Source organism: bacterium (assembly GCA_024224155.1).
Classification (GTDB): domain Bacteria; phylum Acidobacteriota; class Thermoanaerobaculia; order Multivoradales; family JAHEKO01; genus CALZIK01.
In genome coordinates this window covers 13,572-27,610 of the sequence record JAAENP010000263.1, presented here as the reverse complement: position 1 = coordinate 27,610, position 14,039 = coordinate 13,572, and the positions used below count along the sequence as shown (strand labels likewise).

10 protein-coding genes and 1 other RNA gene are annotated in these 14,039 nt (G+C 64.4%); 4 read left to right on the top strand and 7 right to left on the bottom strand.

Features of this window, described 5'->3' with window-relative positions; all coding sequences use genetic code 11:
- Position 1: 1 nt before the first annotated feature.
- From GY769_13815 to GY769_13785, 7 genes are all read right to left on the bottom strand, one after another.
- Entirely contained in the window at positions 2-811 is an 810-nt protein-coding gene (locus GY769_13815) for a cyclic nucleotide-binding domain-containing protein (protein ID MCP4202994.1), read from the bottom strand.
- Positions 808-1,728: an LD-carboxypeptidase gene (locus GY769_13810; GenBank protein MCP4202993.1), complete on the bottom strand. Its 921-nt coding sequence runs from the start codon at positions 1,726-1,728 to the stop codon at positions 808-810. The genes GY769_13815 and GY769_13810 overlap by 4 nt, the downstream gene beginning before the upstream one ends.
- A 27-nt stretch (positions 1,729-1,755) precedes the next feature.
- Positions 1,756-2,151: RNase P RNA component class A (gene rnpB, locus GY769_13805), an RNA gene on the bottom strand.
- A gap of 8 nt (positions 2,152-2,159) precedes the next feature.
- Complete coding sequence (locus tag GY769_13800; GenBank protein ID MCP4202992.1) at positions 2,160-3,617, bottom strand: DnaJ domain-containing protein; 1,458 nt, start codon at positions 3,615-3,617, stop codon at positions 2,160-2,162.
- 21 nt (positions 3,618-3,638) lie between these two features.
- Positions 3,639-5,447 (bottom strand): excinuclease ABC subunit UvrC, encoded by a 1,809-nt coding sequence (gene uvrC, locus GY769_13795; protein MCP4202991.1) that lies wholly within the window; start codon positions 5,445-5,447, stop codon positions 3,639-3,641.
- A gap of 19 nt (positions 5,448-5,466) precedes the next feature.
- A complete protein-coding gene (gene uvrB / locus GY769_13790) occupies positions 5,467-7,458 on the bottom strand; it encodes an excinuclease ABC subunit UvrB (protein ID MCP4202990.1) in 1,992 nt (663 codons plus the stop codon).
- Positions 7,445-7,936 (bottom strand): hypothetical protein, encoded by a 492-nt coding sequence (locus tag GY769_13785; protein MCP4202989.1) that lies wholly within the window; start codon positions 7,934-7,936, stop codon positions 7,445-7,447. Before GY769_13785 ends, uvrB begins: the two co-directional genes overlap by 14 nt.
- A gap of 53 nt (positions 7,937-7,989) precedes the next feature.
- Between GY769_13785 and GY769_13780 the strand changes: the two genes are divergently transcribed.
- From GY769_13780 to GY769_13765, 4 genes are all read left to right on the top strand, one after another.
- Positions 7,990-10,365 (top strand): PBP1A family penicillin-binding protein, encoded by a 2,376-nt coding sequence (locus GY769_13780; GenBank protein ID MCP4202988.1) that lies wholly within the window; start codon positions 7,990-7,992, stop codon positions 10,363-10,365.
- Between the two features lie 124 nt (positions 10,366-10,489).
- Entirely contained in the window at positions 10,490-11,938 is a 1,449-nt protein-coding gene (locus tag GY769_13775; protein MCP4202987.1) for a hypothetical protein, read from the top strand.
- A 152-nt stretch (positions 11,939-12,090) separates the two neighbouring features.
- Entirely contained in the window at positions 12,091-13,560 is a 1,470-nt protein-coding gene (locus GY769_13770) for a DNA-3-methyladenine glycosylase 2 family protein (GenBank protein ID MCP4202986.1), read from the top strand.
- Positions 13,557-14,036, top strand: coding sequence for a methylated-DNA--[protein]-cysteine S-methyltransferase (locus GY769_13765; GenBank protein ID MCP4202985.1), 480 nt, complete (start codon positions 13,557-13,559; stop codon positions 14,034-14,036). The genes GY769_13770 and GY769_13765 overlap by 4 nt, the downstream gene beginning before the upstream one ends.
- Positions 14,037-14,039: the final 3 nt, after the last annotated feature.

Sequence of the window (14,039 nt, the reverse complement as noted above, 5' to 3'; positions counted from 1 at the left end):
ACTAGGCTGTGAACTCCAACGTGACCAAGCCGAACCGAACGCGATCGCCCGAGGCCATGCGTGCCGGCACGCCGGTCCCCAACCGGTCCTCGTTCAGAAAGGTGCCGTTGGTCGTACTGATGTCCTCGGCCAGAAAATAGGCATCGCCTTCCGGGTAGATCCGAGCGTGCTGTCGGCTGCAAGAGCGCTCGGGATCGATCGGCGTCAGATCGACCGTCGGCTTGATACCGGTAATCGGGTCTCGTCTGCCGACCAGAGACGTTTCCTCACGCATCAAGTTGAACACGACCCCGGTGCCGGGATGCACGAGGCGAGGTCCTCCGGCAACCGCCACCGAAGCCCTGGGTTCCTCCTCTTGCCCGGCCGGGCTGAGCGCGCCCGTTTGCCCGGCATCCGTGACTTCGGAAGCCGGCGGCACGGGGGCGCCGCGCTCCAGGAGAAGCTCCTCGAGACGGCGGACCCGTTGGGAGAGCTTGCGCATGATTCGAATCGCCACTTCCGGGTCCTTGCGAAGCAGTCGGCTGAACGTGGCTTCGTTGATTTGAACCAGCTTCGAATCGACGGCGGCCCGAGCCGACGCGGTTCTCGCGGCGCCCTCGAGAATCGCCATCTCACCGAAGAAATCCCCCTTCTCCAGCACCGCTATGGGTCTGGGGTCTATGTCGGTGTTCATGATCTCGATGGCACCCTCGTGGATAACGTACATCTCGGTGCCGAGATCGCCCTGCTCGAAGACGTAGTCTCCCTTGGCGAGCTCCACGACTCGGCGCTGAGGCGAAGCCGCGCTGGTCGTCTTGAATCGGGCTTTCACCTTTGCCAAGTTCTTCCCCCCTCGACCCCGAGCTCGAGGATTCCGGCCTCGAGGTCGAGCACTGCCTCGGCTCCCAGAGGGAGCGTCAGGTTCGGTCTGCAGTGGCCGCTCGCCGCCCCCCAGGCCGCCGGGCAGCCGACCTCACGACCGAAGCCCTCCAGCAGGGTCGACACGCCGTTCGTCACGGAATCTGATTCGAGGAGCTCGATGCGACCGGCAACCATGGCGTTGATTTCGGAGAGGCTACCCGAGAGCCTCAGCTGGGTCAACATTCGATCGAGTCTGTAGAGCGGCTCGGCAACGTCCTCCCAGAACAGCACCGCGCCCTTCAAATCGGCGGCGAGCTCGGTACCGGCGGTCGCCGCCAAGAGGCTCAGGCAACCGCCCTTGAGAACACCACGAGCGGTTCCGCCGCTACCTTCGACGGCCACCTCGAGGGCCTGTGCGCCGGTAAGAGCACCCCAGAGCGACTCCCGCTCCTCGGCCCGGAGGCCATCCGCGCACTCGACGGCCACCATCGGACCATGAAAGGCCACTAGGCCCAGCCGGTCGACGACCAGATTCAAGAACGGAGTCACGTCGGAGTAACCGACATAGGCGCGGGGGAATCTGGCCAGGAGCCTCCAATCGATGCCGGAGAGCACGCGGAGAATGCCGTGCCCGCCCCGGGCGAAAAAGATCGCCTTGAGGTCCGGATTGGCGGCCAGGGCCATGAAGGCGTCCAGGCGCTCACCGTCGCCACCGGCAAAGAGACCGGCGTTGCTGTCGAGATTGGTTGCCAGGACCGGCTTCAGACCCAGGCCGGCCAGCGTCTCGATGCCCGCCTCGAGAGCCGCCGGATCCACCGGACCCGACAGTGCGGCCACGCCCACCGGATCGCCTTCGGCCAACGGCGGTGGAAAACTTGCGGCAGGCATGAAGAGAGTCTGCTGATGAAAGAAGATGGCCGGAGAGCTCTGTAAGCCGGATTCTGTCCCCGCCGAAGCGGGTGACGGTCATTCCTCTGCGAACGGCGTTGCCACCGTCCTCTAGCAACCTACCCGAAAACGCGTGCTCGGGAGGGAACCTCCAGAGCCCTCGGGACGGGTGGCCCGAAGTCGTTTTCCTATTCGGTCTTGCTCCGCATGGGGTTTGCCGTGCCTCGTCCGTCGCCGGCCGAGCGGTGCGCTCTTACCGCACCGTTTCACCCTTGCCCGGGTGGCTACGCCCCTCAGGCGGTCTACTCTCTGCTGCACTTTCCGTCGCGTCGCCGCGCCTCGCCGTTAGCGAGCATGCTACCCGTAGGAGTCCGGACTTTCCTCTCCCGCCCAAATGGCGAAAGCGACCGTCCTGAGCTCTCCTGCCTCGTCTATGTTACCTCTTTGGAGTCCGAGCCGCCGAGAAGCTTGCGCCACCATGGAACATCGGCTTCCTTCTGCTTGACTTTAGCGTCAACCCTCTGCAGGCCGCTCGCCGCCTCGGGATGCCCGGGCAGAATACCCAGAGCGGCCTGGTACTCGGCTCGTGCTCGCGCCCGGTGGCCGGCCCTCTCGTAGACGGCTCCCAGCGCCGCACGAAGGTCGGCGTCCTTGGGACTGAGCTGAATGGCTCGACCGTAGCTCGAGATGGCCTTGTCGTACCACTGCGGATTCTGGGACTGGCATTCGGCCAGAAGCGCGAAGTATTCGGGTCTTGCTTCCATTCGAATCGCCTGATTCAACAACTCGATCGCGTAGTAGTAGTCTTGGCGATTGACCAACTGCTTTGCCATGTGGAAGTTCCGGCCGGCAAGCTCCTCGACCTCTTCTTTGCGCGACTCCTCGCTACGACCGAACAGGCTGCCGTCGCCGAAGGCCCCCACCTTCTGCAGGTACTGGCCACGTCGATCCTGGTCACTCAAGGTCAAATAGGCCTCCGTGGCACTCTCGAACAGCAGCACGACTCCAGCCTCCTTGCCTTCCAGACCGAGGCCCTTGGCATGGCTGGCGTGCACCAGCCGAGCCAGCCGCGTGTAGGCATCGTGAATCTCGTCGGCACTGGAGCCGACGCTGATCCCGAGCAGCTCGTAGTAGTTGAGCCCACCCAGACGCGCCATGAGATCCGCGAGTTTGCGCCGATGGGCCTCGGCGTCGATCTCGATGGGATTTCGTTTCAAGTCCTCCCCAATCCGAGCGTCGAAGCGCTCCAGAAGCTTGGGGCTCAGGAGCGAGCTCGGGTCGTCGCCCTGATGCCGCTGATAGGGGCGAATCAGGTCGATCGCGGCCATTCTGCAAAGCCTCTGGGCTACTCCGAGCGGCTCCATCTCCCGCAGGCGCAGCAGGTCCCGAACCGCCGCCGGCTGCTCCAGACGACTCAACAGGAAGGCCTCCTCCGGGTCGAGATGGACTTCTTCTGCGAGCGGCGCATTCACGTTGGCGATGTAGACCCGTTCCTCACCGCCCAGCGATCGCAGTAGCTGGAACTCGTCGAGTCCGCGCACTGCTCCCCACATGATCAAGGTAGCGGTCGTGACCGGCCCCAGGAGCTCCGTCGAAATCCCCGCGGTGCCCTCGGTAAAGTGATGATTCACCTCACCCAGCGCATCAAAGTAGTCGAGAACCTTGTCCATCCAATCCTGGCTGAGCGGCTCCGCCACCGACGGTGAGCCGGCCGCTTTGGCCAGCGCATGCTCGCGATCCAAATAGAGATCTCCGCTGACGAAGTAGAACAGTCGCTCCGCGCCGGCGGCTTCCACGGCGAGCTTCCCCGTGCGCCGTTCGAGCAAACACTCTCGCAACAGAGACAGAAGGGTCTGCCGCCCCCCGGAACTCGCACTCTCGATGGCCATACGCAGGAGATTGTAACGCGGTCAATCGAGCCGAGCCGCTGCCGAGGTCATCGCCGCATGCAGGCGCTCGCCGAGCCGCTCTCCCAGGACCTCCTGCAGCTCCGCGAGCTCGGCCTCTCGCACCCCGGCCAGGCTGCCGAATCTTGTGAGCAGAAGCCTTCGCCTTTTCGGCCCGATTCCGGCCACCGAATCCAAACCGCTGCGCAGGGTCGCTCTTCGGCGCCTGCTGCGATGCCGCGTAATCGCGAATCGGTGAGCCTCGTCGCGAATCCGCTGCAGCTGTTGCAGGCCCGGGTCCTTGCGCGGAAGGCGAGCCGGCTCGGGCCGGTCCACGAGGTAGAGCTCCTCTTCACGCTTCGCCAGAGCCACCACCGGGGTTTCCTCCACTCCCAGCTCCGCCAGCGCCCGCAGGCCGGCGTTGAGCTGCCCCCGGCCGCCATCGATCACGATCAGGTCGGGCATCTCGCCGACTTCATTCAGCCGGCGGCGGTAGCGCCGGAAGATGGCCTCTTGGAGAGAAGCGGTGTCGTCCGGACCCCGGTCGCCTCGGATATTGAAACTCCGGTACTCGGTCTTGCGCATGCGTCCGTCCTCGCAGACCACCATCGAAGCAACCTTCTTGTCGCCCTGAAAATTGGAGATGTCGAAGCCCTCGATTCTCTGGGGAAGGCCGTCGAGCGCAAGCAGATCTCTGAGGGCCTCCAGCCCCGCCTGGGCCGGGCCGGCGGTTCGGAACCGGCGCCTGTGCGCCAGCTTCGCGTTGCGGTTGGCGAGCTCGATCCGCTGGGCCTTGGGGCCTCGCGCAGGGAGACGTACGTAGACCCTCTCCCCCTTGCGCTCCGAGAGCCACGAGCAGAGCTCTGCTTCTCCGTCCACCGGAACCGGAAGGTGAATCTCCTTCGGGATGAAAGTCGTGCGATCGTAAACCTGCGGAAGAAGCTCGGAGAGCAGCCGCTCGACCGTGACCTCGTTGCGGTCTTCCCAGAAGATCTCGCGCCGATCCAGAACCTGCCCCCCCCTCATCACCAGGATGACCACTGCCGCATTCGGGCCCCGAACCTCGGCGCCGAAAATGTCGACGTCCTCACCTCGGGTCGAGGACAGCTTCCGTCGTTGACTCGCGCTCTCTACGTCGGAGATCAGGTCCCGCAGCCTGGCCGCCTCCTCGAACTCGAGTGCCTCGGACGCCGCCTTCATCGAACGCCTCAATCCGCGAATCAGCTCCTGGCTCCGGCCCTGGAGAAAGAGACGGGCCTCCTCGACCGCCGTCGAGTAGGCCTCGTGGCTGGTCAGACCGTCGACGCAGGGCCCCAGGCAGCGACGCATGTCGTAGTAGAGACAGGGCCTCGGCAGTTTGCCGTCGATCTCGATGGTACAGACCCTCACCTGGAACAGCTTCTGGACGAGTTTGATCGCCCGCCTGGCGATCCCCCCCGGCAGGTAGGGCCCAAAGTACTCGCCGCCATCGTCCCGGATCCTGCGAGTGAAGGCGATTCTCGGATAGCTGTCCGTCAGCGTTAACTTCAGGTAGGGATAGGTCTTGTCGTCGCGAAGCAGGATGTTGTAGCGAGGCTGCTTGCGCTTGATCCAGTTGTTTTCGAGAAGTAGCGCTTCCGCACCGCTGTCGGTCACCAGGAAGTCCAGGTCGTGCGCCTCCGAGAGCATCGCCTCCAGCCGCGGCTCGTGGCCACCCTTCAAGTAGCTCGCGACCCGCTTGCGCAGCGAGTTCGCCTTACCGACGTACAGTGGACGATCCTCGACGTCCTTGAAGATGTAGATCCCGGGCCGGGCCGGAAGCGCCTTGACTTTGCGAGCGACGCTAGCCTGCATCGATCATGGCCTCGGACGGCTACCCCGCCAGAATCTGGAGCTCCTTGAGCTCGCGCAACCTGTCGCGCAGCACGGCCGCCTGTTCGAACTCGAGATTCTTTGCCGCCCTGCGCATCTCTCTTTCCAACTCGACGATGCGCACATTCAACGGTCGGTCGGAATCCTCGGCGACCTCCGACAGGCGCATCAGCGAGCTGTCGTGGTAGTCGAGGTTGCTCATCTGGATCAGCGGGTTGTGGATGTCCTTGAGAATGGTCTTGGGCTCGATGCCGTGCTCGTCGTTGTGCTCGGCCTGTCGCTTGCGGCGCCGCTCGGTCTCGCTCATCGATCGCTGCATCGAGTCGGTCACCCTGTCGGCATAGAAGATCACGCGCCCGCCGACGTTGCGAGCGGCGCGACCGGCGGTCTGGATGAGCGATGTTTCGCTTCGCAGAAAGCCCTCTTTGTCGGCGTCAAGCACGGCGACCAGCGAAACCTCTGGCAGATCCAGCCCCTCACGCAGCAGGTTGATACCGACCAGGACGTCAAAATCGCCTCGCCTCAGGCCGGTGACGATCTCGACCCTCTCCAGAGTGTCGATATCACTGTGCAGGTATCGCACCCGCACGTCGAGCTCGGTCAGGTACTGAGTGAGCTCCTCGGCCATCCTCTTGGTCAAGGTCGTGACCAGGGCGCGCTCGGATCTCCCCACGACGGTCCTGATTCCGGCCAACAGATCGTCCACTTGGCCTCGCGCCGGACGCACTTCGATCTCGGGATCGAGCAGGCCGGTCGGCCGAATGAGCTGTTCGGCGACCAGCCCCTCGGCTTGTTCGAGCTCCCATGGGCCGGGAGTGGCGGAAACGAAAATCCTCTGGCCGGTTCGTTGCTCGAACTCTTCGAATGTCAACGGGCGATTGTCGAGCGCGCTGGGCAACCGAAAACCGTAATCGACGAGGGTTTGCTTGCGAGACCGGTCGCCGTGGAACATACCTCGCACCTGCGGAATGGTCTGATGGCTCTCGTCGACTACCAGCAGCCAATCCTCGGGCAGATAGTCCAGCAGCGTCGGCGGCGGCTCGCCGGGCTCTCTTCCCGAGAGATGGCGCGAGTAGTTCTCGATTCCGTGGCAGTAGCCCACCTCTCTCAGCATCTCCAGATCGAACAGCGTACGTTGTTCGAGACGCTGGCGCTCCAAAAGCAGCTCCTGGCTCTCAAGCTCGCCGAGCCGCTCACGCAGCTCGTTCCGGATTCCGGTCACGGCTTGGAGCAGGCGTTCTCGGGGCGTAACGTAGTGCGTCTTGGGATAGACCGCGACCTTGTCGACGGCCTCGTGCACATCGCCGGTAAGCAGGTGAAAGCGCACGATCTGCTCGATCTCGTCACCGAAATACTCCACTCGGATACCGACCTCTTCGTAGGCCGGAAAAATCTCGAGGACGTCACCGCGGACCCTGAAACTGCCCGGGAAGAGATCGAGCGGCGTTCGCTCGTACTGCATGTCGACGAGTTTCCGCAGCGCGACGTCCATTCCCTGACCGTCGCCAGCCTCGAAAAAATGCAGCATTCCATAGAAGGCCTCGGGAGATCCGAGTCCGTAGATACACGAGACCGAGGCGACGATCAGGACGTCACGCCGCTCGAACAGGACCTTGGTCGCCCGCAGCCTGAGGCGATCGATCTGTTCGTTGACGCTGGTCTCCTTCTCGATGTAGGTGTCCGACTGGGGTACGTAGGCCTCGGGTTGGTAGTAGTCGTAGTACGACACGAAGTACTCGACCGCGTTCTCCGGGAAAAAACTCCGGAACTCCTGAAACAGCTGAGCGGCCAGAGTCTTGTTGTGGGATAGAACCAGAGTCGGTCGATTCAACTCCTCGATCAGTTTGGCGATCGTGAAGGTCTTGCCCGAGCCGGTGACCCCCAGCAGCACCTGGTCGCGGCGGCCGCTCTTGACCCCTTCCACCAGTTCCCGAATCGCTCCCACCTGATCGCCCTGCGGCGAAAACGGAGAAACGACCTTAAACGACGGCATGATGAGCTGACGCCGTCGTACCCGGCTCCGGCGCTCCCAGGGGACTCGCCTCGGGAAACTCCACCGGTGCTCCGGCCAGCGACTCCAGCACCTCGCTCAATTCCCTCACGGTGTCCGGAGTAATCGGCTGATCGGGTTTGGGCGGAGAAGACATGAAGCGCTGTAGCTTCTGCAGAGCGCTCGGTTCCATCCGATTCTCGCGGATGGCGGCGCGAGCGTCTTCAAAGGCACTGACCAAGCGCTCTCGTTCCTCGACCGTCACCTCCTCCGCCAGATTGGCGACGACCGCAGTCTGATACTGAAGCAGTGCCCAATCCAGCATGTTCCTGGCCTTGGCCAGAAACACGACGAATCCGATCGCCAGGAGGACCAATACCGCCAGGCAGCCGATGACCACGGGCTTGCCGCAGCCACCCAAATCGGCGGGCTCGGGCTCGAACGGGGTGCGGACTTCGGGAGTCTGCGCTTCGTCGTTCATGAGCGTGCATCCTATCGAACCGCGCTCCACCCAGCGCGGCCTATAATCGCTCGATGCCGAGCGCTTCGCCCAATGCCCTGACCTGGCTCAAGCGCCTCATCCCGGTGATCGCGCTCGCGGTCCTTGGAGCCGTGGTCGGCGTTGGTTTCGCCTCGGTCATCAATATGCCGATGGTGGAGTCGATCGCGGACTTCAAGCCCGGCCAGATAACTCAGCTGTACGATCGCAATGGCGAGCCGTTCGCCTCGTTCGCCAAGGAGCGCCGCGTGCTCCTCGAGGAAGGTGAAGTCCCCGAGCTGATCCAGCAGGCGGTGCTCGCCGCCGAAGACCGTAACTTCATGCAGCACGGCGGCGTCGACGCCGAAGGCGTGGTGAGGGCGGCCCTGCGCAATCTGACCAGCCGGCGCGCCACCGCGTTCGGGGGATCGACCATCACCATGCAGCTCGCCCGGCGTCTGTTCTTGAGTCCGAAGAAGCTCTGGCGGCGCAAAATCGAGGAAGCACTGCTCGCCGTCGAGCTCGAAAAGAACTTCAGCAAAGAGCAGATTCTGACCCTGTACTGCAACTTCATGTTCCTGGGGCACGGCAACTACGGCATGGAAGCGGCGTCCCGGTCGTACTTCGGAAAGAGTGCCACCGACCTCGACGCGGCCGAGGCCGCCAGCCTGGTTGGAATCCTCCAACGGCCCAGTGAATACAGTCCGTACAAAAGACCCGACCTGGTTTTGAACCGGCGCAATTACGTCCTTCGCCGGATGCGCGAAGAGGCCTTCATCAGCCAGGAGACCTTCGACGCCGCGCTCGCCAGGCCCCTCAAGGTCAAGAAGACCCATCGCGAGCGCCAGCTGGCTTCGTACTTCGCCGAGGAGGTTCGCAAGGGGGTCGAGGTCCGACATGGCAGCGAGGCCGTCTTTCAGCGTGGGCTTCAGATCTCGACGACCCTGGATCCGATGATTCAAGCAGCGGCCGAAGAGGCCCTGCGCCGGGGCCTGTCGGCTCTCGACCAGCGCAAGGGCTGGCGAGGCCCGGCCGGTCATGTCGAACTGGGCGATGAAACGCCAACCCTGCCAAGCTGGATCTCCGTCGACTACTCACCGGGAGCCTGGAACGAGGGCATCGTGCTGGCGGTCGAAGGCCGCTCCGCCAGAGTCCAGATCGGCGAGCGTACCTATGAGCTGCTGCCAGCCGGCATGGAATGGACCAAGCGCGGCCGGCCACGGAGCATTCTCAAACGCGGCGACCTAGCCTGGTTCCAAATCCCGGACGAGTCCGATTCGACCGAACTGCGGCTCGTGCAGGTTCCGGAGCTCGAGGGCGCCGTACTGGTGCTCGAGTCCGCAACCGGCGCCGTGCGAGCCATGGTCGGGGGCTGGAGCTACGAAGACAGCAAGTTCAACCGGGCGACTCAGGCGAAACGCCAGGTGGGCTCGGCCTTCAAACCCTTCGTTTACGGAGCGGCTCTCGAATCCGGGTATACCGCGGCCGACACCTTCTTTGACGGTCCGGCGGCCTTCCCCGGACCGACCAACGAGCCCACTTACAGCCCGCGGAACTACTACCGCGACTACTATGGCATCGCCACCATGAGGCGGGCGCTCGAGCTCTCCATGAACGTCACGGCGGTGAAGGTGCTCGACCTCGTGGGCGTGGAGCGGGTCATCGATTTTGCCCGGCGCTCCGGAATCGAATCCGATCTTCCGCCGTTTCCAAGTCTTGCGCTGGGTACCGCCGATCTCTCGCCCCTCGAGCTTGCCTCGGCCTACGCGGCGCTTTCCAACCACGGTATTCACGTGCAGCCGTACCTGATCGAGCACATCAAGTCACCGGACGGCCGCATCCTCGAGGAGCATACGACCCAGGCTCGAAAGACCACCGAGCCCCAGATCGCCTTCGTCCTCACCAACCTGCTGGAGGGCGTCATCGATCGGGGCACCGCTACTCTGGTCAGAGACTTCGACCTCGATCTCGCCGGCAAGACCGGTACCACCGACGACTATTCGGACGCCTGGTTCGTCGGCTACAGCCCGCGCTATACGATGTTGACCTGGGTCGGTTACGACTTGAAGAAGAAGATCGGCAGGAACATGACCGGGGCGGCGGCCGCGCTGCCAATCTGGAGGGAGCTGGTCGAGGCCGGGCTCAGGGACGGCTGGCTGACACCGGGCGAGCGCTTCAGCGAGCCGCCGGGGTTATCGATTCAGGAGGTCGAGTATTTCTCGGGCCTGGTGGCTCGGCCCGGAGCCGAAAGAGTCGTTCAAGAGCTGTTCATTCAAGGCACCGAACCGGTGCTGCAGTATACGAAGGAACTGGAAAAGATCTTTACGATGCCCTGGTACCAGCAGCGCGCCCACTACATCGCCAAGGACCGCGAGCGCATGCCGGAAGACGTCGAGGATTGGACCGAGATCCTCGAGGTATGGGCCGAATAGGCGTTCTTCTCACTTGACCGATCAGGCAAGAGGCCGGTAGACTCCGCCCCAGCCGCACCCGCCGACCGCTCCGGTCGGCTAAGTATCCTCAAATAAACGACATTCTGCCCGGAGGCTCGAACTTATGCCTAACTCCCGGATCACTTTCTTCGGTCTGGTCGCCGCGCTTCTCGTCGGCTTGCCCACCCTTGCCACGACCGAACAACGCGTCGAGACCTTCATCATCGACGATGGCAAGCACCCGACCGGCCACCAGGAAGCCTTTGTAGTTGCGAACGACATCGAAGATGACGTCCACCTCTGTTTCGGCTACGCCAACAGCTTCAACAAGGCCAATACGGGATCTCTCCGTGGCAGGGCATCGCTCACCCGGTTCGATCCGGACACCGGTGAAGGCGTGGTCGAGAAGTTTGGCAAGCGCGGAAAACTCGACAAGAACAAGTGGCTTCGCTGCGTCCAGACCGGGCCCGTCCGGCAGGGCGACATGGTGGTCATGGACTACGAATTCAGCGGGTTTCCGCGGCCACGAGGCGGCACGATCCACATCCGTAGCGGCCTGGGCAAGGACCGGCTGCTGATCAGCGAGCTGCGCGGCCCCATTCCAAACGCCGAGCCCGCCGAAGAGAATGAGGTCCACCATCGCAACCGAGCGATCGTCGCCGAGAACGGCAAGCACAGAAAGGACTGGCAGCAGGGCTGGGTGATCTCCCAGGACAGCGTCGATATGGTCCAGTTCTGCTTCGGCTACGGCAACAACTTCAACAAGGGCAGCCAGGGCTCGGTCGAGGGCATCGCCGAGATCACTCGGCTGGATCCCGACACCGGCGAAACGTCCACCGAGAGAATCAGGAAGAAGGGCAACGTCAAGAAAAACAAGTTCGTCAAGTGCGCCGAGACGGATCCGGTCCGGCTGGGTGATTCCGTCGTCGTCGACTACGCGTTCACCGGCTTCCCCAGGCTGCGCGGCAACGCCAAGGTGGCCGGCGCCGCGGCAGCGGCGGGTGGCGATGCCTTCGAGATCGCGACCGGCATCGGAGCCGCGGAACTTGGCAAGGCCGAGCTCCTGGGGCCAGCGCCGGCGGGCGGCGGCGGCGATGGCGGCGGCGGCGACAACCCCGACCCGCCGACCAGCGGCGCCCTGTCCGCGGCGGACCAGGCCGCGGTGCGCAAGCTGCTCAACAAGGCCCTTCCTACCGCTCAGCTCTGGAGGCCCAAGGGGAGAATCCTCGGCAAGTGGACGGCGATCGGCCCCAAGTTTCAGCTCGGCAACGTGCTCAATGTCAACCCCGCCACGGTCGGCCAGGGAAATACGATCGCCGAGGCGGTTGCGGACTACGAGAAAAAGCGGGGACCGCTCCCGAGTGTCAGCGGCGGGCTGACCGCGGCCGAACAGGAGTGCATCGCCTGGCTCGGTACCATCAACCCGTCCCAGGGCTCGACCGCGATCCGGTGGGGACCGGGCGGCAGCGGCTGGCACGGCGAGTTCTTCCGGCCCTCGACCGGGCCGATAGGACAGAGGGCTAGCAGCATGCTCGCCGCCTGCCAGTGGATACGGGCCAACCTCCCGAGCTGAGGCCTGCAGATAGCTTGATTCCCGGCCGGGGCGCTTTCGGGCTCCCCGGCCTTTTTCGCGCCCGGCGCCCGCGGACATCGAGGTCCGAAAACGGCCAGACAAGGCCAGCATGAGCGTGTACATTGCATCCGTACCGTGGGCGGAGCAAGCGCATGAATCTCGACACCAGAATCTGCGAACGAGCGCGCCTGGCCCGTGACCCGCGTTTCGACGGGCGGTTCTTCGTAGGTGTCTTGACCACAGGCATCTTCTGTCGCCCGATCTGCCCGGCACGGCCGCCCAAGGCCCGCAACGTGCGGTTTTTTCCCACGGCGGCAGCCGCTTCGAGCGCTGGTTTGCGGCCGTGCTTGCGATGCCGACCCGAGACCGCTCCCGGTACACCGGCCTGGAGCGGCACTTCGGCCACGGTCGCCCGCGCTCTGCGCCAGATCGAAGCGGGCGTCCTGGATGAATGCGGGGTCGAGGACATGGCGACACGACTCGGCATTGGCACGCGCCACCTGAGCCGGCTGTTTCAAAAGCATCTCGGGGCCTCTCCGGTCGCCGTCGCGCAGACACGCCGGCTGCTGTTTGCGAAGAAGCTTCTGGACGAGACCGATCTCTCGATGGCGGACGTCGCGTTCGCCGCGGGCTTCGGTAGCGTGCGCCGGTTCAACCACTTGATTCGACGGACCTATGCGCGCAGCCCCAGTGACCTCCGGCGACGCCCCGGGCGGGGACTCCACCCGTCCCGCCGGGCCGTGATCGAGCTCAGACTTCCGTTTCGGCAGCCGTTCGATTGGGACGCGCTGATCGCGTTCTTGGCGCCGCGAGCGATTCCGGGAGTCGAGACGATCGTCGGAAGCGCCTACCGGCGCAACATCCGCTTGGAGGACCAAGTCGGCCGGCTGGAGGTCCGGCCCGTCCGAGCCGGCAACGCGCTCGTCCTGGCGGTCGACTTCCCGAGCTCGAAGGTCCTCTTGACGATCGCCGCGCGAGTCCGCCGGCTCTTCGATCTCGATTCTGATCCGGCCGAGATTCGTTCGCACCTGGAGCTCGACCCGCTGCTGAGCTCGTTGGTCAGCCATCGGCCGGGACTCCGGGTACCGGGCGCCTGGGATGGCTTCGAGTTGGCGACGCGGGCCATCCTGGGCCAGCAGGTCACCGTCAAGGGCGCCACCACTTTGTCGGGCCGACTCGTCGAAGAGTACGGTCGCCGAGTCCCAGGGGGTTTCGTGTTCCCCGAGCCGCGGCAGCTGGCGCGTGCGAGGTTCACTCGGGTCGGAATGCCGAAGAGCCGGGCCGTCGCAATCCGTCGACTCGCCGGCGCTTGCGCGAGCGGCGAGCTCCGCCTCGAACCCGGCGTCGATCCCGGCGAAGCCACCGAGGTTCTGCTGAGCCTTCCCGGAGTCGGGGACTGGACAGCCCAGTACATCGCCATGAGGGCCCTGGGGGAGCCCGACGCTTTCCCCGCGAGCGATCTCGGGCTGCTCAAGGCCTCCGGACGGCTCGCCGGACCCGACGGCACCGTTCTCCGCCCGGCCGAGATGCGTCGCATGGCCGAGAGCTGGCGGCCTTGGCGAGCCTACGGCGCAATGCACCTGTGGCGGTCCCTTTCTGAGCTCGGAGGAACGAACGAGTGAAATACACGAGCTACAAGAGTCCGCTCGGAGAGCTGCTTCTCGCCGGTGACGCCGAAGGCCTCAGACTCGTCGACTTCCGGAGCGGCACGCACCCTGTACCGATCCGACCCGAGTGGCAAAGGGACCCTGGTTTCTTCTCCGAGACCGTCTCCCAGCTGCGAGCCTACTTCGCCGGAACCCGCGAGGAGTTCGATCTCCCTCTCGCTCCCCACGGCTCGGCGTTTCAGCGTCGGGTCTGGGACGAGCTCCAGAGGATCCCATTCGGAACCACGATCTCCTACGGCGAGCTGGCCGAGCGAATCCGGAGACCGAAGGCCGTGCGTGCCGTGGGAGCCGCCAACGGCGCCAATCCGATTCCGATCGTGATTCCCTGCCATCGGGTCATCGGCGCCAACGGCAAGCTGACCGGCTACGGCGGAGGAATAGAGATCAAGGAAAAGCTGCTGGCGCACGAGGGCGCCCTCTTGGCGCTCTAGCCC